General features: G+C 68.1%; 19 protein-coding genes. 15 read left to right on the forward strand and 4 right to left on the reverse strand.

Annotated features, from left to right (window positions below):
* Positions 1 to 266 precede the first annotated feature (266 nt).
* A complete protein-coding gene (gene recJ / locus KIH07_RS09385) occupies positions 267 to 2,003 on the reverse strand; it encodes a single-stranded-DNA-specific exonuclease RecJ (RefSeq protein ID WP_226491716.1) in 1,737 nt (578 codons plus the stop codon).
* Positions 2,000 to 3,007: a phosphoglycerate mutase gene (locus KIH07_RS09390; protein ID WP_226491717.1), complete on the reverse strand. Its 1,008-nt coding sequence runs from the start codon at positions 3,005 to 3,007 to the stop codon at positions 2,000 to 2,002. Before KIH07_RS09390 ends, recJ begins: the two co-directional genes overlap by 4 nt.
* Positions 3,008 to 3,053: 46 nt before the next feature.
* Between KIH07_RS09390 and KIH07_RS09395 the strand changes: the two genes are divergently transcribed.
* Both KIH07_RS09395 and lolD read left to right on the forward strand, forming a co-directional pair.
* On the forward strand, positions 3,054 to 4,310 hold the full coding sequence (locus KIH07_RS09395) for a lipoprotein-releasing ABC transporter permease subunit (protein WP_226491718.1): 1,257 nt from the start codon (positions 3,054 to 3,056) through the stop codon (positions 4,308 to 4,310).
* Positions 4,303 to 5,085, forward strand: a complete 783-nt coding sequence (gene lolD, locus KIH07_RS09400; protein ID WP_226491719.1) for a lipoprotein-releasing ABC transporter ATP-binding protein LolD — start codon at positions 4,303 to 4,305, stop codon at positions 5,083 to 5,085. The genes KIH07_RS09395 and lolD overlap by 8 nt, the downstream gene beginning before the upstream one ends.
* 10 nt (positions 5,086 to 5,095) lie before the next feature.
* Here lolD and KIH07_RS09405 read toward each other — a convergent pair whose 3' ends face one another.
* A complete protein-coding gene (locus KIH07_RS09405; protein ID WP_226491720.1) occupies positions 5,096 to 5,557 on the reverse strand; it encodes an META domain-containing protein in 462 nt (153 codons plus the stop codon).
* A gap of 79 nt (positions 5,558 to 5,636) precedes the next feature.
* On the opposite strand from KIH07_RS09405, the gene KIH07_RS09410 reads away from it, so the two are divergent.
* The 7 genes from KIH07_RS09410 to KIH07_RS09440 all read left to right on the forward strand — a co-directional run bounded on the left by KIH07_RS09410 (position 5,637) and on the right by KIH07_RS09440 (position 12,450).
* Complete coding sequence (locus KIH07_RS09410) at positions 5,637 to 6,488, forward strand: TatD family hydrolase (protein WP_226491721.1); 852 nt, start codon at positions 5,637 to 5,639, stop codon at positions 6,486 to 6,488.
* The gene (locus tag KIH07_RS09415; RefSeq protein WP_226491722.1) at positions 6,485 to 6,982 is read left to right on the forward strand and encodes a DNA-deoxyinosine glycosylase; all 498 of its coding nucleotides are present in this window, start codon (positions 6,485 to 6,487) and stop codon (positions 6,980 to 6,982) included. Before KIH07_RS09410 ends, KIH07_RS09415 begins: the two co-directional genes overlap by 4 nt.
* 215 nt (positions 6,983 to 7,197) lie before the next feature.
* On the forward strand, positions 7,198 to 7,980 hold the full coding sequence (locus KIH07_RS09420; RefSeq protein WP_226491723.1) for a spermidine synthase: 783 nt from the start codon (positions 7,198 to 7,200) through the stop codon (positions 7,978 to 7,980).
* Between the two features lie 12 nt (positions 7,981 to 7,992).
* The gene (locus KIH07_RS09425) at positions 7,993 to 9,816 is read left to right on the forward strand and encodes a GspE/PulE family protein (RefSeq protein WP_226491724.1); all 1,824 of its coding nucleotides are present in this window, start codon (positions 7,993 to 7,995) and stop codon (positions 9,814 to 9,816) included.
* A gap of 99 nt (positions 9,817 to 9,915) precedes the next feature.
* Positions 9,916 to 10,626, forward strand: coding sequence for a Crp/Fnr family transcriptional regulator (locus KIH07_RS09430; protein WP_226491725.1), 711 nt, complete (start codon positions 9,916 to 9,918; stop codon positions 10,624 to 10,626).
* A gap of 81 nt (positions 10,627 to 10,707) precedes the next feature.
* On the forward strand, positions 10,708 to 11,628 hold the full coding sequence (locus KIH07_RS09435) for a DMT family transporter (RefSeq protein ID WP_226491726.1): 921 nt from the start codon (positions 10,708 to 10,710) through the stop codon (positions 11,626 to 11,628).
* 24 nt (positions 11,629 to 11,652) lie between these two features.
* Positions 11,653 to 12,450, forward strand: coding sequence for an SDR family oxidoreductase (locus KIH07_RS09440; RefSeq protein WP_226491727.1), 798 nt, complete (start codon positions 11,653 to 11,655; stop codon positions 12,448 to 12,450).
* Between the two features lie 14 nt (positions 12,451 to 12,464).
* Here the strand turns inward: KIH07_RS09440 and KIH07_RS09445 are convergent, their stop codons facing one another.
* Entirely contained in the window at positions 12,465 to 13,403 is a 939-nt protein-coding gene (locus KIH07_RS09445; protein ID WP_226491728.1) for a LysR family transcriptional regulator, read from the reverse strand.
* A gap of 164 nt (positions 13,404 to 13,567) precedes the next feature.
* Between KIH07_RS09445 and KIH07_RS09450 the strand changes: the two genes are divergently transcribed.
* The 6 genes from KIH07_RS09450 (at position 13,568) to KIH07_RS09475 (ending at position 19,093) form a co-directional block, all read left to right on the forward strand.
* The gene (locus tag KIH07_RS09450) at positions 13,568 to 14,527 is read left to right on the forward strand and encodes a tripartite tricarboxylate transporter substrate binding protein (RefSeq protein ID WP_068174484.1); all 960 of its coding nucleotides are present in this window, start codon (positions 13,568 to 13,570) and stop codon (positions 14,525 to 14,527) included.
* Between the two features lie 30 nt (positions 14,528 to 14,557).
* Positions 14,558 to 15,406, forward strand: a complete 849-nt coding sequence (locus KIH07_RS09455; protein WP_226491729.1) for a MaoC family dehydratase N-terminal domain-containing protein — start codon at positions 14,558 to 14,560, stop codon at positions 15,404 to 15,406.
* Between the two features lie 10 nt (positions 15,407 to 15,416).
* Positions 15,417 to 16,598 carry a CaiB/BaiF CoA transferase family protein gene (locus KIH07_RS09460; RefSeq protein WP_226491730.1) on the forward strand — a complete coding sequence of 394 codons (1,182 nt, stop codon included), beginning with the start codon at positions 15,417 to 15,419 and terminating at the stop codon, positions 16,596 to 16,598.
* Positions 16,595 to 17,416, forward strand: coding sequence for an HpcH/HpaI aldolase/citrate lyase family protein (locus KIH07_RS09465; RefSeq protein WP_226491731.1), 822 nt, complete (start codon positions 16,595 to 16,597; stop codon positions 17,414 to 17,416). The genes KIH07_RS09460 and KIH07_RS09465 overlap by 4 nt, the downstream gene beginning before the upstream one ends.
* Before the next feature lie 29 nt (positions 17,417 to 17,445).
* Positions 17,446 to 18,801 carry a 3-carboxy-cis,cis-muconate cycloisomerase gene (gene pcaB, locus KIH07_RS09470; RefSeq protein ID WP_226491732.1) on the forward strand — a complete coding sequence of 452 codons (1,356 nt, stop codon included), beginning with the start codon at positions 17,446 to 17,448 and terminating at the stop codon, positions 18,799 to 18,801.
* 67 nt (positions 18,802 to 18,868) lie between these two features.
* Positions 18,869 to 19,093 (forward strand): porin, encoded by a 225-nt coding sequence (locus tag KIH07_RS09475; protein ID WP_226491733.1) that lies wholly within the window; start codon positions 18,869 to 18,871, stop codon positions 19,091 to 19,093.
* The last annotated feature ends 85 nt before the right edge of the window (positions 19,094 to 19,178 follow it).

Raw genomic sequence — 19,178 nt, forward strand, 5'->3', positions numbered from 1 at the left:
CGGGGCGACCGATTCCGCTCATGTCCCCCGGGCCGTTCCGGCCCTCCTCCTTTACTTCGCTGCATCGGTCACCCCGGTTGCCGATGACCTCCCTGGTGCTCGGACGGCTCAATGCTTGAGTGCCCGCCCGGCTGTTGCTGGCGGGAACATGGCGTTCTGCATAGCGAAGTAAAGGAGGAGGGCCGGCGCAGCCGGGCCGGGGGACATGAGCGGCGCAGAGCGCCATGGTCTCGCCAGCGTGCGAGGTTCAAGAACGAAACAGAATCTCAGACCTCAGCAGCTTCGATAAGGAAGCGCACCCTCCGCTGACCCTGCCACTCATCCGCATCCAACCGGAACGCCAGCTTGACCCGCTCGGGCAAAGGCTCGGTGTGGCCAAACCAGATGCCGTCCACCGGCTCGCCCTGGTGCTTCATCTTCAGCGCCAGGTGCTTCTCGCCCACAAGACGCTGCGACACGATCTGCACTTCCTCGCAGAACACCGGCGGCGCAAAACCCTGGCCCCACACCTCCTTGTGCAGCGTGTCCACCAGGTCGGTGCGGCGGTACTGCTTGTCCAGCACGCCATCGGCCTCCATGCGGCGCTGCAGGGTGGCCGCGTCCAGCCACTCGTGGGCCACCTGCTGCAGCGCGGCCTCGAACACGTCCAGGTGCTCTTCGTCGATGGTGCAGCCCGCGGCCATGGCGTGGCCGCCGAAGCGCATCAACACGCCCGGGTGGCGCTTGGCCACCAGGTCCAGCGCGTCGCGCAGGTGAAAACCGGGGATGGAGCGGCCCGAGCCCTTGAGCTCGTTTTCCTTGCCCTCGGCGCCACTGGTGGCGAACACGAAGGTGGGGCGGTGCAGCTTGTCCTTCAGGCGCGAGGCCACGATGCCGACCACGCCCTCGTGGAAGTCCGGGTCGAACACGATCAGCGCGGGCGGGGGCTCTTCGGATTCGTCGAACATCTCTTCGGCCAGCGCCAGTGCCTGGTCGCGCATTTCGCCTTCGATGTTTTTGCGCTCGCGGTTGATGCCGTCCAGCGTGCGCGCGAGTTCGTCGGCACGCAGGCCGTCGTCGGTGGTCAGGCATTCGATGCCCAGGGTCATGTCGGCCAGGCGGCCGGCGGCGTTCAGGCGCGGGCCGAGGGCGAATCCGAAGTCGAAGCTGGTGGCCGCCTCGGGCTTGCGCGCCGCCACGTTGAACAGCGCCGTCATGCCCGGCGGCATAGCGCCGGCGCGCACCCGCTTCAGGCCCTGGGCCACGAGGCGGCGGTTGTTGGCGTCGAGCTTGACCACGTCGGCCACGGTGCCCAAGGCCACCAGGGGCAACAGCGTGTCGATCTTGGGTTGTGATTTCGCATCAAACACCCCCCGTTCGCGCAATTCGGCGCGCAGCGCCAGCAGCACGTAGAACATCACACCCACGCCGGCGATCGACTTGCTTTCGAAGTCGCAGCCCGGCTGGTTGGGGTTCACGATCACGCAGTCGGTGGGGACGACCACCTCGCCGCCCTTGAGCGCGGGGAGGTGGTGGTCGGTCACGATCACCTGCAGGCCCAGCTCGCGTGCGGCGCGCACGCCGTCGATGCTGGCGATGCCGTTGTCCACCGTCACCAGCACGTCGGCGCCCTGCGCCTTCACGCGTTTGGCGATCGCGGGCGTGAGGCCGTAGCCGTCGGTCACGCGGTCGGGCACCAGGTAGCTGACGCGGTCATGGCCCATCGGCGCGCCCAGCAGGCGCAGGCCACGCAGGCCCACGGCGCAGGCGGTGGCGCCGTCGCAATCGTAGTCGGCCACGATGCAGATGGCCTGGTTGGCGGCCATGGCGTCGGCCAGGGCGCGGGCGGCATCCGCTGCGCCTTTCATGGTGGACGGGGGCAGCAGCAGCGAGAGCGCGTCGTCCAGCTGTTCCTTGGCGGTGATGCCGCGGGCGGCAAAGAGGCGGGCCAGCAGGGGGTGCAGGCCGGCCTGTTCCAGCGCCCAGGCGGCGCGGGGCGGGACATCGCGGGTGATGATCTTCATAGGGGTTCGAGGGCTTTCCAGGCCGGGGGTGTGCCCAGCAGGTTTTTGAACAGGCGGCCAAGGCGGGCTGCGCCGCCGCGAGGGGCGCTGACCCTGGTTTGCGCACTGCGCTCGCCGCACAGCGTGAGTGTGACCGCTTCGCCGCGCCGCGCGCGCTCCAGCAGGGCGGGGATGTGTGTGGCGTCGAGTTCGGCCCAGGCCTGCGCCCAGGCGGCCCAGTCGGCGCGCAGCGCGGCCTGGCGCAGCGTGTCCGGCAGGGTGGGTGGCGGCTGCAGGGGGGTGGGGGATGCCACCGCGCCCGCGCCGCTGAGCCACAGGCCGTTCACCGGAAACAGGCCACGGGCCGTGCGCGCGTCGTGCACCGGGTGGGTATAGAACAGCATCTGTGCCTCGCTTTGCAGGCGCTTGAGCACCTGGGCGCCGCCCGGGTTGCGCGGGCTCTCGGCCATCCACGCATCCACCTGGCGGCCGCTCACGCGGTCCAGGCTGGCGCAGGCGATGTCTCGCAGAGGCTCGCCGCTGGCGTGCCAGCGCGTGGCCGAGTCAAAACGCAGGGTCACGCCGTCTTCGGCACAGAAGGGCGCCAGGGCGTCGAACAGGGCGCGCGACTCCGGCTCGTCCAGCACCAGTTGCTCCAGCGGCAGCAGGCTGACCCGCTCCATGCCGACCTGGAAGTGGCAGGGGCTGAGCCAGGCCTGCGGCGTCGCGGGCTGCGCGCTGTGCGCGGCGGCCCAGGGAATCAGGCCGTCTTCGCAGGGGCTGCCGTCGGCCTGCGTCAGGCCCAGCGCCCGCGCCAGCGCGCGCTCGTGCGGCAGGCTCAGGCTGTGGTCGTCGCCCGCGTCCAGGGCCGCCGGCACCAGTTCGCCCAGCAGGGCCTCCAGCTGGGGCAGGCGCAGGCCTTTGAGCGTGGCCTGGCAGTCCGGCGCGCTGGCGCTGGCAAACGGGATCAGCAGGTGGCTGGGCAGCGGGGGCGGGGCGGGTGGGGCCATGGGGGCGACGGGCATGGGGGCGATTGTCGGGGATGCCACAATCCACCGCTGGACTCCAACGATGCAAACCCCTTACGAACTCATCATCGGCTGGCGCTACACGCGCGCTGGCCGCGCCACGCGGCGCAACGGTTTCATTTCCTTCATCTCGGGCGTGTCCATGCTGGGTATCTCGCTGGGCGTGGCCGCGCTCATCATCGTGCTCTCGGTGATGAACGGTTTCCAGAAAGAGGTGCGCGACCGCATGCTCGGCGTGTTGTCCCACATCGAGGTGTTCGAGCCCGGCGGGCAGGCCATTCCAAACCTGACGGACACGCTGGCCGCCATCGAACGCCACCCCGAGGTGCTGGGCGCGGCACCGTTCGTGGGCGCGCAGGCGCTGATCGCGCGCGGCGAAGACATGAAGGGCGCGCTGGTGCGTGGCATCGACCCGGCGCTGGAGCCCAAGGTGACCGACCTCGTGGCCGACCTCGCCGACACCGTGCTGCCGCGGCTGGTGCCGGGCGAATTCGGCGTCATTCTCGGCGGCGAGCTGGCGCGCAGCCTGGGCGTGGGCATCGGCGACTCAGTAACCCTGATCGCGCCCAGCGGCCAGGTGACGCCCGCGGGTGTGGTGCCGCGCATCCGCCAGATGACGGTGGTGGGCACTTTCGATTCGGGCCACTTCGAATACGACTCGGCGCTGGCCCTGCTGCACCAGGACGACGCCGCGCGCATCTTCCGCGTGGAAGGCCCCACCGGCGTGCGCGTGAAGATCAAGAACCTGCACGAAGCGCGCGAGGTGGCGATTGACATCGCGAGCAGCCTCGACCCGGGCCTGCTGGTGCGCGACTGGACGCGCCAGAACCGCAGCTGGTTCGCCGCTGTGCAGCTGGAAAAACGCATGATGTTCATCATCCTCACGCTGATCGTGGCGGTGGCGGCGTTCAACCTCGTGTCCACGCTGGTGATGACGGTGACCGACAAGCGCGCCGACATCGCCATCCTGCGCACCCTGGGCGCGAGCCCGCGCAGCATCATGGGCGTCTTCATGGTGCAGGGCGCGATGGTGGGCGTGATCGGCACCGGCGTGGGCCTGCTGCTGGGCCTGGGTATCGCATTCAACATCGACACCCTCGTGCCCGCGCTGGAGCGCGCGCTGGGCGCGAGTTTCCTGCCGCAGGACGTCTACCTCATCAGCCGCATGCCCAGCGACCCGCAGCAGAGCGACATCATGCCGATCGCGCTGATCTCGCTGGCGCTGTCGTTCGTGGCCACGATCTACCCGAGCTGGCGTGCCAGCCGGGTGAACCCTGCCGAGGCGTTGCGCTATGAATGACATCAAGAACCCCGTTCGCCCCGAGCCTGTCGACGGGCTCAGGACAGGCTCTGTCGAAGCCTCCGCCAAGGGGTTGGCGAGCCCATCAACAGGCTCGGCCCGCACGGAGGTGGTGCTGAGCGCCACCGGCCTCACCAAACGTTTCACCGAAGGCCGGCTCGACGTGACCGTGCTCACCGGCGTGGACTTGGCGGTGCGCGCGGGCGAGACGGTGGCCATCGTTGGCGCGTCCGGCTCGGGCAAGAGCACCTTGCTGCACCTGCTCGGTGGGCTGGACGCGCCCACCAGCGGCCGTGTGCAGCTGATGGGGCAGACGATGTCGGGCCTGAGCGCGGCGCAGCAGGGCGATCTGCGCAACCGGTACCTGGGCTTTGTGTACCAGTTCCACCACCTGCTGCCCGAGTTCAGCGCGCGCGACAACGTGGCCATGCCCTTGTGGATCCGCCGCATGCCGCGCGCCGAGGCCGCGCAGCGCGCCGCGCAGATGCTCACCCGCGTGGGCCTGGGCGAGCGCCTGCACCACCGGCCGGCCGAACTCTCGGGCGGCGAGCGCCAGCGCGTGGCGATCGCGCGGGCGCTGGTGACGCAGCCGGCCTGCGTGCTGGCCGACGAGCCCACCGGCAACCTGGACCGCGGCACCGCCGAGAGCGTGTTCCAGCTCATGCTGGAGCTGGCACGCGATCAGGGCACGGCCTTCATCGTCGTGACGCACGACGAGACCCTGGCCGAGCGCTGCGCCCGCGTGCTGCGCCTGACCACCGGCGTGCTGACCTGACGGGGGCCGCTCAGGGCTTGGTGCGGACGAAGCGCAGCGGTTTGTCCAGCCCCTGGCTGTGGAGCCACATCGTCGTGCCCTGCACCTCGACCCGTTCGGCCTTGCGCAGCGCATCCAGGTAGCGGGTTTCCTGCTCGGACACCCCCTCGCCACAGGCCATGCGGGTCGAGCCGATCTGCCCGAGCGCGATGCGGTCATGGATCAGCGTGTAGGTGCTGAAAAAGCCGTTGCACGAGCCACTGCCCGTCACGCGACCGGCCTCGGGAAAGGCCAGCGTGGCCTTCACCTGGCCGAGCACGGGGCGACCCCCCAGGTCCTGCAGCAGCCATTCGCTGCCCACCAGCGGCGCGCTGGCCGGTGCGGCGGCCGGTGCTGCGGGTGCGGCACAGGCCACGAGCGACGCCAGCACGGGCAGGGCCAGCCAGAGCGGGGAGCGCGGGCCTGCGAGGCGGCGGGTGGCGTTGAGCGGCATGGTGAGGTCCTTTCGGGGGTGTTGCAAAGGGGAAAATGGTGCGCCGGGCTTACCGTCACAATGGCCCTTTTATACCGCCATGTGGATCGACACACACTGCCATCTTGACGCCCCTTCGCTCGGCGACACCCCAGCCCTCGTGCAGGCCATGCGCGAGCGCGCCGCCCGGCTGGGCGTGCGGTGCTGCGTGATTCCGGCGGTGGAGCGGTCCAACTTCGACACCGTGCGCGAGCTGGCCCACCGGCTGGGCGACGCCTACGCGCTGGGCATCCACCCGCTGTACGTGCCGCAGGCGCGCGACGACGACCTGCAGGTGCTCGACGCCCTGCTGGCGCAGCACCGAGACGACCCGCGCCTGGTGGCCGTGGGCGAGATCGGGCTGGACTTTTTCGTGCCCGCGCTGTGCGAGCCGGCCATGCGCGAGCGTCAGCAGGGCTTCTACCGTGCGCAGCTTCAGTTGGCCCGCAAACACCGTCTGCCCGTGATCCTGCACGTGCGCCGCAGTGCAGACGCCCTGCTCAAACAGCTGCGCGAGTTGCCCACCGGTGGCGGCATCGCGCACGCCTTCAACGGCAGCGCCCAGCAGGCGCAGGCCTTCATCGAGCTGGGTTTCAAGCTCGGCTTCGGGGGCGCGCTGACCTTCGAGCCGGCCCAGCGCCTGCGCCGGCTCGCGGCCGAGCTGCCGCTGGAGGCCCTGGTGCTGGAGACCGACGCGCCCGACATCCCGCCGCAGTGGCTGTACGCCACCGCCGCCGAGCGCGCCGCCGGCCGGGCGCAAGGCGTGAACACGCCCGCCGAGCTGCCGCGCATCGCCGCCGAGCTGGCGCGGCTGCGTGGCATGCCGCTGGATGCGCTGGCCCGGGCGAGCACGGCCAATGCCCTGGCCGCGCTGCCCCGGCTCGCGGGCCTGCGCAGTGGAGCCGCCGCGTGAGCCGTCTGCTGGGGCTGGCGCCGGTGCTGGATGAGAACACCCGGCTGCTGGTGCTGGGCAGTTTTCCGGGCGTGGCCTCGCTGCGCGCGCAGCAGTACTACGGGCACCCGCAAAACCACTTCTGGAAGATCCTGGGCGCCCTGTGGCAGCAGCCGCTGACCGAGATGCCCTACCCGGAACGCGTGGCCGCGCTGCGCGCGCATGGCCTGGGCCTGTGGGACGTGTACCAGGCCTGCGAGCGCGAGGGCAGTCTGGACGCGGACATCCGCGCCGCCGAACTCAACGACCTGGCAAGCCTGCGCCAGCGCTGCCCCCGGCTGCTGGCCATTGCCCACAACGGCGGTGAGAGTTTCCGCCACGCGAAACACACCCAGGCGCTGGGCCTGCCGGTCTACCAGCTGCCCTCGACCAGCCCGGCCAACGCCAGCTGGAGCTTCGAGCGCAAGCGCGCGGCCTGGGCCGAGGTGCTGCGCCGCCACGGCCTGGCGCCCTGAACACCGCCTTGGCGCTGCCGCGGTCGGGCGCCCCGAAGTGGATACATTCCGTACATATTTGCTGCTCATAATGAGCTTTCCGGACCGATTCCAGACCCCCCCATGCCAGTCTCCCGAGAACCCCGCCTTTCCTGTCTTTCCTCAGCCCGAGCCGACCTGGCCGGCTACCCGCCCGCGTTGGCAACGCCGTTCGCCGTGCGCACGGGAGCCTCCGCATGAGGGCCGGCGCCAACGCCACCGCCCGCCGCCGCACCGGCCCCCAGACCTTACCCGAGGTCACGCTGTCGGAAGACGGCGAGGTGCGCTTCCTGCACCTGGGCACGGAGTGGATCCAGGGTTCCATGATCATCGACGCGCCGTTCGACATCGAGCTTGATTACGTCCAGCGCATGATGGCCTGGCTGCTCTTCGTGGAGCCCGACACCGTGAGCAAGCGCCGCGCCCTGCAGCTCGGTCTGGGCTCGGCCGCGCTCACCAAGTTCCATTTCAAGGCGCTGCGCATGGACACCACCGCCATCGAGATCAACCCCCAAGTGCTCGCCGCCTGCCGGGGCTGGTTCAAGCTGCCGGCCGACGGGCCGCGCCTGCGCGTGGTGCTGGCCGATGCGGGGCAGGAAATCCGAAACCCCGCTTACACCGGCGCCATCGACGCGCTGCAGGTCGATCTGTACGACCACGAGGCCGCGGCCCCGGTGCTCGACAGCCCCGACTTCTACGCCGACTGCCACTCGGTGCTGACCGACGAGGGCGTGATGACGGTCAACCTGTTTGGCCGCGACGCCAGCTACGAGCGCTCGCTGCAGAGCATCAGCGCCGCGTTTGGCGCGGACGCGGTCTGGGCCTTCAAACCCACGCGTGAGGGCAACACCATCGTGCTGGCGCAGCGCACGGCGGACCGGCCCACGCGCATGCAGCTGCTGGCGCGCGCGGAAGAGATCCAGTCGCGCTGGGGGCTGCCCGCCGTGAAGTGGTTGCGCATTTTCAAACCGGTCGCCTGACCCGAACTCCGCATGAAAACCTCCGCCAGAACCCCGCTTCCCACGTCCCCGCAGGCCACCCCGGAGGCCCCGCTCGACTGGCGCCTGCTGGTGGGCTGGCTGCGCGATGACGGTGTCATCTCCGCCGACGAGGCCGCGCGCACCGTGGCGCGTTGCGCCTCGGCCCACAGCGCGCAGCACCCGCTGCAGCGCCTGGCGGTGGTGGGCATGGCGCGCCAGTCCGACGGCCATGTGCTGGACGTGGAGCTGCTGACCCAGTGGCTGGCCACGCGCAGCGGACTGAGCTATTTCCGCATCGACCCGCTGAAGGTGGACGTGGGCAAGGTGGCCGACGTGATGAGCGCGGCCTACGCCGAGCGCCACAAGGTGTTGCCGGTGCAGGTGGGGCTGGCCGAGGTGGTGGTGGCCACGGCCGAGCCCTTCATCCGCGACTGGGTGACCGAGGTGGAGCGCCAGACGCGCAAGAGCGTGCGCCTGGTGCTGGCCAGCCCGCTGGACATCGCGCGCTACACCGCCGAATTCTTCGCACTGGCCAAGTCGGTGCGGGCGGCCAACAAGCTGGGCGGCCAGGCCGGCTTTGGCAGCTTTGAACAGCTGGTGGAACTGGGCAAGGCCAACAAGCAGCTCGATGCCAACGACCAGCACGTGGTGCAGGTGGTGGACTGGCTCTGGCAGTACGCGTTTGACCAGCGCGCCAGCGACATCCACCTGGAGCCGCGGCGCGAGCAGGGCGTGATCCGTTTCCGCATCGATGGCGTGCTGCACCCGGTCTACCAGATGCCCATGGGCGTGATGAACGCCATGACCGCGCGCATCAAGCTGCTCGGGCGCATGGATGTGGTGGAAAAGCGCCGCCCGCAGGACGGCCGCATCAAGACCGTGCGCCCCGGTGTGGGCGCGGTGCGGGGCGACGAGGTGGAAATGCGTTTGTCCACCTTGCCCACCGCGTTCGGTGAAAAAATGGTGATGCGCATCTTCGACCCCGAGGCCACGGTGAAAGACCTGAGCGCGCTGGGCTTCGCCGCGCACGACGCGCAGCGCTGGGAAACGCTCACGCACCGGCCGCACGGCATCATCCTCGTGACCGGTCCCACCGGCTCGGGCAAGACCACCACGCTCTACGCCACGCTCAAGCGCCTGGCGACCGAAGAGGTCAACGTGAGCACGGTGGAGGACCCGATCGAAATGATCGAACCCGCCTTCAACCAGGTCCAGGTGCAACCCCATCTGGACCTGGACTTCGCCCAGGGCCTGCGCGCCCTCATGCGGCAGGACCCGGACATCATCATGGTGGGCGAGGTGCGCGACCTGCCCACGGCCGAGATGGCGGTGCAGGCCGCGCTCACCGGCCACCTGGTGTTCACCACGCTGCACACCAACGACGCGCCCTCGGCCATCATGCGGCTGATGGAACTGGGCATCCCGCCCTACCTGATCAACGCCACCGTGCTCGGCGTACTGGCGCAGCGCCTGGTGCGCACCCTGTGCCCGGCCTGCCGCACACGCGAGGACGACGCCACGGCCAAGGCCTCGCGCGAGGCCATGGAAGAGATCGTCAAGCCCTGGCAGGTCAGCGGCAAGTACCGGCCCTACCAACCCGTGGGCTGCGTGGATTGCCGCATGACCGGCTACCGCGGGCGCACCGGCCTGTACGAGCTGCTGGTGGTGACCGAGGCGTTCAAGGACAAGGTCAGCCACGAGCCGCGCATGGAGGTGCTGCAGAAGCAGGCCGTGGCCGATGGCATGCGTCCGCTGCGGCTGGCGGGCACGGTGCGCGTGGCCGAGGGGCTGACCACGCTCGACGAGGTGCTGGCCTGCACCCCCCCTTTGCACTGACCACGACCGTGGCGCGGGCCCGCCGCGCCACGGGTTGGGTGTTTTTTCAGCAAAGGCTTATATTGCGGGTCTGTGACAGATATGGTCTCCCCCGTCCCCATGATCCCCATCAAAACCGAATCGGCCTGGCGCGGCACGGCCGACTGCCGCAGCTGCGGCATCCGCGACATGGTGCTGTTCGCCGATCTGCATGAGGACGATTTCAAGCTCATCCACGCGCCCATCGACGATCTGGAGTTGAACGCGGGCCAGCCGCTGGTGCGCATGGGCGAAACGGCCACCTCGCTCTACACCCTGCGCGCCGGCCTCATCAAGCTGGTGCGCAACACGGTGGATGGCCGCCAGCGCATCGTGCGCGTGCTGCGCGCGGGAGACGTGGTGGGGCTGGAAGCGCTCATGGGGCCGACCTACGACTCCGACGCCATCGCGCTGACCAGCATCAAGGTCTGCCGCCTGCCGCTGCAGGTGATCCAGCGCCTGAACCGCGAAACACCGCGGCTGCACCAGCGCCTGCTGGAGAAATGGCACCGCAGCCTCAAGGAGGCCGACGACTGGCTGGCCGAGCTCAATTTCGGCAATGCGCGCCAGCGCGTCGCCGGCCTGATCCTGAAGATGCGTTCCGACCACGACGCGGCCCTGGCCACCCTGTTCTCGCGCGAAGACATGGGCGCCATGCTCGACCTGAAACTGGAGACCGTGAGCCGCACGCTCAGCGCATTCATGCGCGAGGGTCTGGTCGAGGCGCTGGACAAACAGGGCCGTGTCTACCGCGTGCTGGACGCGCAGCGGCTGGCCAATCCGAAGGGCTGAGCGGCTGAGCGTTCCCATGGCGCCTGGGGGCATGGCACCGGCCCGCCACCCGGCGCGGGCCGTCTGCCGATAATCGGACCGATGTCCGTTGCCACCGCCCGACCCCACCCCCACCTCGCCACCGGCCTGCTGCTCGCCAGCGCCGGCTCCATCGCCTTCAGCGGCAAGGCCATCATCGTCAAACTGGCCTACCGACACGGCGTGGACGCGGTCACGCTCATCATGTACCGCATGTTGTTCGCGCTGCCGCTGTTCCTGGCGCTGGCCTGGTGGGCCAGCCGGGGCAAGGCGGCGCTCACCGGCAAGGATTGGCTCGGCATTGTCGGCCTGGGGTTCACCGGCTACTACCTCGCGAGCTTTCTCGACTTCTGGGGTTTGCAATACGTCAGCGCCAGCCTGGAGCGGCTGATCCTCTACCTCAACCCCACGCTGGTGCTGGTGCTCGGCTGGTTGATCTACCAGCGCCGCATCAGCGGCCTGCAGGCGCTGGCCATGGCGGTGAGCTACGCCGGCGTGTTGCTGGTGTTCGGCCACGAGGCCGGTTTCCAGGGGCCGAACGCGGTGCTCGGCGCGCTGCTGGTGTTCGGCAGCGCCATCAGCTACGCGATCTACCTGGTCTACAGCGGCGAGCTGGTCAAGCGCCTGGGCTCGTTGCGCCTGGTGGGCCTGGCCACCAGCGTGGCCTGCGGCCTGTGCTTGCTGCAGTTCGTGGTTCTGCGCCCCCTGAGTGCGGCCGAGGTGGCGCCCGAGGTGATCTGGCTCTCGCTGCTCAACGCCACCTTGTGCACGTTTGCGCCGGTGCTGATGGTGATGATGGCGATCGAGCGCATCGGCGCGGGGCTGGCGGCGCAGACCGGCATGATCGGCCCCATGTCCACCATCGCCATGGGCGTGCTGATCCTGGGCGAGCCGTTCAATGGCTGGATCGTGGTGGGCACGGTGCTGGTGCTCTCGGGCGTGTTCCTGGTGACGCGCTTTGGTAAGCCCGCGGCGGGCCAGTGATTTTTTTGACAAGGAGACACGGACATGGATCTGGGCATCAACGGCAAATGGGCGCTGGTGTGCGGCGCGAGCAAAGGTCTGGGCCTGGGCTGCGCGCAGGCGCTGGCGGGCGAGGGCGTGAACGTGGTGATGGTGGCGCGCGGTCGTGAAGCGCTGGAGGCCTCGGCCGCGGGCATCCGCGCCGCGTCGCCCGGCGTGCAGGTGATCGCGGTGGCGGCCGACATCACCACGCCCGAAGGCCGCACCGCCGCTTTCGCCGCGGCCGGCGGGCCCGGCACGGCGTTCGACATCGTGGTCACCAACGCGGGAGGCCCGCCGCCCGGCGACTTCCGCCAATGGGACCGTGAAGCGTGGCTGAAGGCGGTGGACGCCAACATGCTCACGCCCATCGAGCTCATCAAGGCCACGGTGGACGGCATGGCGGCGCGCGGCTTCGGCCGCATCGTCAACATCACCAGCAGCGCGGTGAAGGCGCCCATCGACATCCTGGGTCTTTCCAACGGCGCGCGCAGCGGATTGACGGGCTTCGTGGCCGGTGTGGCGCGCAGCGGCATCGCGGCGCAGGGCGTGACCATCAACAACCTGCTGCCCGGCAAGTTCGACACCGACCGCATCGCCGCCACGCTCCAGGGCGCGTCGGCAAAGACCGGCAAGCCGGTGGAAGAACTGCGCCGTCAGCAGCAGGCGCAGATCCCCGCAGGCCGCTACGGCCACCCGCAGGAGTTCGGCGCCATCTGCGCCTTCCTCTGCAGCCAGCAAGCGGCGTACATGACGGGCCAGAACGTGCTGGCCGACGGCGGGGCGTATCCGGGGACGTATTGACCGGACGCGGTTGATCAACCAGCCGGTTTGCGGCGGGTGGTGGTGCGCTGGGTTTTCGTCTTGACCTGCAGTTCCGCGCAGAGCGCGTAGAACTGCTGCGCCGCAGGGGAAAGCACCGTTGATCGGCGCCTGATCAGCCCCATTTTCCGTTTGATCACCGGGTCAATCAGCGGCACGCTCATCAGCAGCGGGTGGTCGGATCCGGGCATCGCCATGGAGGGCACCACCGCCACGCCCAGGCCCGCTTCGACCAAGCCGATCATGGTCGTGCCATGCTGGGTCTCGTACATGCTCTGGGGTTGACCTGGCAGGCCGGCCAGTGCTTGGTCGATCAGCAGCCGGTTGCCCGAGGTCTTGCCGGCCGAGATGTAGTCGTATTGCGCCAGTTCCGTCCAGCGCACCTGCTTCTTTTTCGCCAGTGGGTGATCGCGCCGGCAGGCTGCAACGAATTGCTCTTCCAGCAAAGGCTCGAACTCCACGTCGGCTTCCTGTGATCCGATGAAGTTCAGGCCGAAGTCCACCTCGCCACGCGCCACGGCCAGCAGCACGTCGTTGGCGCTGCCATCGATGATCTTCACCCGAATCTTGGGATAGCGTTCGTGGTAGACCGCAATCACGCGCGACAGGAAGTAGTTGACGGCCGAGGGCACCGACGCGATCGTGACCTCGCCCATTCGGGTGGCCGCCACGCCGCGAATGCCCAGCAGCGTGGTGTCCAACGCGTCCAGGATATGCCGCAACTGGCGATCGAAGTCCCGGCCTACCGCGGTCAGGCTGACGCGTCGCGTGGTGCGTTCCAGCAAGCGCGTGCCCAACGCGCTTTCCAGCTTGTCGATGCGCCGGCTGAATGCCGGCTGCGAGATGTGGACCGACTCCGCCGCCTTGCGAAAACTGCCCAGCTCCGCCACGGCCCGAAAGGCCAGCAGGTCGTTGAGATCGAAGTTGATGGCCATGAAAACCCCCGAATCTGATTGATGTGAATTGTGGATCAATCCATCTCAAATATGCAATTCACAGCAGCATCGACTCGGAACATCATTCGCTTGCGGTTGTGGATGGGGCCCCTCAAGGCCTTCTGCACCGGTTCACCGACACCGACCCGTACAGGAGACAAGACATGAACAAGCTGCTCGCCACCATGATCGTGGGCACGGCCATCACCCTCACGCCGCTGGCCATGGCATTCCCCACCAAGACCATCACCATCGTGGTGCCGACAGCAGCCGGTGGCGGCAACGACCTGATGGCGCGCACCATTGCCCAGAAACTGGGGCCCATGCTCGGGCAGAGCATCGTGGTGGAGAACCGGGCAGGCGCCAACGGCTCCATTGCCAGCGAGTTTGTGGCGCGCGCTGCGCCCGATGGTCACACGCTCATGCTGGGCTACATCGCGACCCACGCCATGAACCCGGCCTTGCAGAAGCTGCGCTACGACCCTGTCACCGATTTCGAGCCGGTGGGCCTGGTGGGCTACTCGGCCACGCTGATGGTGGCAAATGCCAACACGCCCGTGAAGGACGTCAAGGACCTGGTGGCCCAGCTCAAGGCGAAACCCGACAAGTACACCTATGCCACGGCAGGCAATGGCACAGCGCCTCACTTCGCCGGCGAGCTGTTCAAGCTGAATGCGGGCGTCGTGATGCTGGGCGTGCCGTACAAGGGCGCAGCCCCGGCTGTGAACGACACCATCGGCGGTCAGACCCAGTTCATGTTTCCCAGTCTGTTCACGGCGCTGCCGCACGTGAAGGGCGGCAAGCTCAAGGCGCTGGCCGTGGCCGGACCGAAGCGCTCGGCCTTGCTCCCCGATGTGCCGACCCTGAAGGAGGCCGGTGTGGAGGGGGTGGAGGTTCAGCAGTGGTACGCCCTGTTTGCGCCCGGCAAGACGCCCAAGGCGGTGGTGGACCAAATCAACAAGGCTTTGAACCAGGTGCTGAGCGACAAGGAAGTCGTCAAGCGAATGGAAGATCACGGCGCCGATGTCGAGACCAGCACGCCTGAGCAACTGGGTGCCATGGTCAAGACCGAACTGGTCAAGTGGAAAGACGTGGTGACGAAAGCCAAGCTCACTGCGGAATGATTCAGCGCCAGCGTGGAAGAGCCCCTAACCATGGAAAACCTCTCGGACTGGATCGGTCGCCAGGAATCGGTGCGCGACACCATCGGTGCCACACCGGTGAAGGCGCTGAACGCCACCCTCGACCACCCCGCCATGGCGGTGGTGCCTGGCACACCGCTGCCCCCGCTGTGGCATTGGCTGTATTTCCTGCCGCTGCACCGGCAGAGCGAGATCGGTGCCGACGGTCACGCCAGGCGAGGCGGCTTCCTGCCCCCGGTGCCGCTGCCGCGGCGCATGTGGGCCGGCAGCCAGTTCGAGTTCCGTTCCCCGGTCCGTGTGGGCGACGACGTGGAGCGCACCTCGACCATCGCCAACGTCACCCAGAAGGAGGGACGGACGGGAACGCTGGTGTTTGTGAAGGTGCGCCACGAGCTGCGATGCAACGGAGTGCCTGATCCGGCCATCGTCGAGTTCCACGACATCGTCTACCGGGAGGCCAAACAGGCGACCGATGTGGAGCCCCCTCCGGTGGCCGCGCCCACTGGGGCCCCCTGGCAGCTGGAGATCGTTCCGGACGACGTGCTGCTGTTCCGCTACAGCGCGCTCACCTTCAACGGCCACCGCATTCATTACGACCGCAAGTACGTGACCGAGGTCGAAGGCTACCCCGGCCTGATCGTGCATGGCCCGCTGATCGCCACGCTGCTGATGGACCAGATCCGCCGCCACCTGCCGAGTGCCGATGTGGCGAGCTTCAGCTTCAAGGCGGTGCGGCCCACGTTCGACCTGCACCCGTTCCGTGTCAATGGAGCTCCGCAGGCCGATGGCAAGACGGTGAAGCTCTGGGCGCAGGACCACGAGGGCTGGCTGACCATGGACGCCGTGGCCACGTTGCGCTGAAGGACACCCCATGCAACCGCTTCACGGCATCACCGTTGTCACGCTTGAACACGCCATTGCGGCGCCGTTCGCCACCCGCCAGCTCGCCGACCTGGGTGCGCGCGTCATCAAGATCGAGCGCCCCGGTGTGGGCGATTTCGCGCGCGGCTACGACACCCGCGTTCGGGGCATCGCCTCGCACTTCGTCTGGACCAACCGCAGCAAGGAGAGCCTGACGCTGGACGTCAAGCACCCCGAGGCGCAGGCGATTCTCAAACGGATCATTGAAGAAGAAGCCGACGTGGTGGTGCAGAACCTGGCACCCGGCGCCGCAGCGCGCCTGGGTCTGTCGTACGGGGTCCTGAGTGCCGCCAAGCCCGGCATCATCGTCTGCGACATCTCGGGCTATGGCGACAGCGGCCCCTACCGCGACAAGAAGGCCTACGACCTGCTGATCCAGAGCGAGGCCGGGTTCGTGTCGGTCACCGGGACCGAGGACACGCCGTCCAAGGCCGGGCCTTCCATCGCCGACATTGCCGCCGGCATGTACGCGTACACCAACATCCTGGCCGCGCTGCTGCACCGCCAACGGACCGGTGAGGGCCAGCACATCGACATCTCGATGCTGGAGGCCCTGACCGAATGGATGGGCTACCCGCTGTACTACAGCATCGATGGCGCGGCGCCCCCGAAGCGCACCGGCGCCAGCCACGCCACCATCTACCCGTACGGCCCGTTCCCCGCCGGGGATGGCAAGACCGTGATGCTGGGCTTGCAGAACGAGCGCGAGTGGAAAGCCTTCTGCGAGCAGGTGCTGTTGCAGCCCGCGCTGGCCGTTGACGAGCGCTTCGCGAGCAATCCGCTGCGCGTGGCCGCGCGTGCATCGCTCGACGAGATCATCGTGAACGCCTTTGCCGGGCTCAGCGCCGCCGAGGTGGTGCAGCGTCTGGAAACGGCACAGATCGCCAACGCCCGGGTGAACACCATGGCCGAGGTCTGGGCGCACCCGCAGTTGCAGGCACGCCAGCGCTGGACCCAGGTGGACACCTCGGTGGGGACGGTCCCGGCCCTGCTGCCGCCGGGCTCCTGGAGCCGGGGTGCGCCGCGCATGGATGCCGTGCCCGCCCTCGGGCAGCACACCGACCGCATCTTGGGTGGTCTGGGGTACGGCGCCGAGCGGGTGCAGACCCTGCGCGCCGAGGGGGCGGTGTGATCCCGACCACCTACCTGTTCGTTCCAGGCAACCGGCCCGAGCGTTTTGCGAAGGCGCTGGCCAGTGGTGCGGACCGTGTCATCCTCGATCTGGAGGACGCGGTGTCGCCCGCCGACAAGCCTCAGGCCCGCCATGCCATCGGTGCCTGGCTCGACGCGCTGGGCAGTGCCGCGTGCGCCACCGTCCTCGTGCGCCTCAACGATGCCCGCAGCCCGTGGCACGCCGACGATCTGCAATGGCTGCCTGCCCAGCCCATTGGCGAGGTGATGCTGTCCAAATGCGAGTCAGCGGCCCAGGTCGCCGCCGTTCATGCGCGGATGGCACCCGATGCCCGGGTGTTGCCACTGATCGAAACCGTGCGCGGTGTGATGGCCCTGAACGACATCGCTCGTGCCGCCCACGTGTCGCGCCTGGCTTTCGGCGCTATCGACTACTTGCTGGACCTCGACCTGCCCGGTCCCGGCTTCGCGCTCGATGCGGCCGCCACCGCCATCGCCATGGCCTCGCGTGCCGCCGAGCTGCCGCCGCCGGTGGCTGGGGTCACCCCCGAACTGGCCACCGAGCGCGTGAATGCCGACTTCCTGCACGCCCGCGCCCTGGGGTTTGCCGCCAAGCTTTGCATCCACCCCACGCAAGTGCGCGTGGTGCGCGCAGCCATGCGGCCCGATGCGCAGACGCTGGCATGGGCATCGCGCGTGAACAGTGCCTGGCAGGCCGCGGGTGACCTGGGGGCGATCCAGGTCGACGGCCGCATGGTCGATAAGCCTGTGGCGCTGCGCGCGCAACGCATCCTGGCCCTGGCAAGCCTGACCACCTGAACCTCGCGCCCACTTCTCAGAGGATTTCCATGGCAGCCACCATCATCGACTCCCGCATCTTCGGCGACATGTTCAGCGACGCGCGCATGCGCCAGGTATGGTCGGATGAGAACCGCACCGCCAAATACCTGGACATCGAACGTGCGCTCGCCAAGGTGCAGGGAGAGCTGGGCCTCATTCCTCAGGAGGCCGCAGACGAAATCGTCAAGAACTGCGAGCTGTCCATGATCGACTGGGACCAGCTCAAGGCCAAGACCGAGCAGATTGGCTATCCCATCATCGCGGTGGTCAACCAGATCAACGCCAACTGTCGCGACCGTCTGGGGGAGTACTGCCACTGGGGTGCGACCACGCAGGACATCACCGACACCGCGGCGGTGCTGCAGATGCGCGAGGGCCTGGAACTGGTCGAGCAGGACCTCAAGGACATCTCGGATGCGCTGGCCGCGCTGGCGCAGAAGTACCGGGACACACCGGTCATCGGGCGCTCCAACCTGCAGCAGGCCACCCCGATCACCTTCGGCTACAAGATGGCCAGCATCCTGGCCGGCATGGATCGCCATCGCGAGCGCCTGCAACAGCTCAAGCCCCGTGTGCTCATGGGTGAGTTTGGTGGCGCCTCGGGCACGCTCTCGTCGCTGGAAAAGGGAGCGATGGAAACTCAGGCCGCGCTCATGAAAGAACTGGGTTTGGCCCAACCGCTGATCTCCTGGCACACGGTGCGCGACACCATCGCCGAAGTCGGTGCTTTCCTCGGTCTGGTGGGTGGTTCGCTGGGCAAGATCGCCATGGACGTGAAGCTGATGATGCAGACCGAGGTGGGGGAGGTGTTCGAGCCCTATGCCCCCGGCCGCGGTTCGTCGAGCACCATGCCGCAAAAGCGCAACCCGATCTCCTGCCTCTACATCCACGCCAACACCTCGGTGGCACGCCAGCACGTTGCCGCCTTGATGGATGCCATGGTCGCCGACCATGAACGGTCCACCGGCCCGTGGGAAATCGAATGGGTGTGTTTGCCCGAGATCTTCTGCCTCATGTCGGGCGCGCTGAAGCAGACGAAGTTCGTGTTGCAAGGCCTGGAGGTGGATGCCACCCGCATGCGCGCCAACATGGACATCACCAACGGGCTGGTCATGTCCGAGGCCGTCATGATGGGTTTGGGCCCGTACCTGGGCCGCGAGTACGCCCACGACCTCGTGTACGACCTGTGCCGCCAGGCGCGGGCCGAGAACCGTCCGTTGATCGACATCCTGGAAGCGCACCCGGAGATCAGCCAGTACCTGTCCCGCTCACAGCTCGAATCCTTGTGCGACCCGGTGAACCACCTGGGCCAGGCCGGGGTGATGGTGGACCGGGTGTTGGCTGCACATGCAGCCCTCGTCTGAAGTCCGCCACGGCGTTCCTTCCGTATTTCACTTTCCTCAACCTGCATTTCACTGGAGACAAACCAAGATGAAAAAACAAGCGCTTGCCGCGGCCACCCTGTCCGCACTGACCCTGGGAGGCGTGGCTCATGCCCAGTCGTCCGTGACGCTCTACGGCGTTGCGGACATGGCGCTGGCGAAGGTCACAGGTCAGTCTTTGCGACTGGCTGGCGCGTCCCCGCTGACCAACGGCAAGGGAAAAGCCGAGACCGATGTCAACTCGACACTGATCGGCATACGCCACAGCTTCTGATCCATCGGCTGTTCCAAGGTTTCAGGCCGCTTTCGGGTGGCCCTTTTTCGGTGTGCCACGTTGCGCCAACGTCGTTCCAAAAGTA

The sequence above is a fragment of the Hydrogenophaga taeniospiralis genome (assembly GCF_020510445.1).
GTDB lineage: Bacteria > Pseudomonadota > Gammaproteobacteria > Burkholderiales > Burkholderiaceae_C > Hydrogenophaga.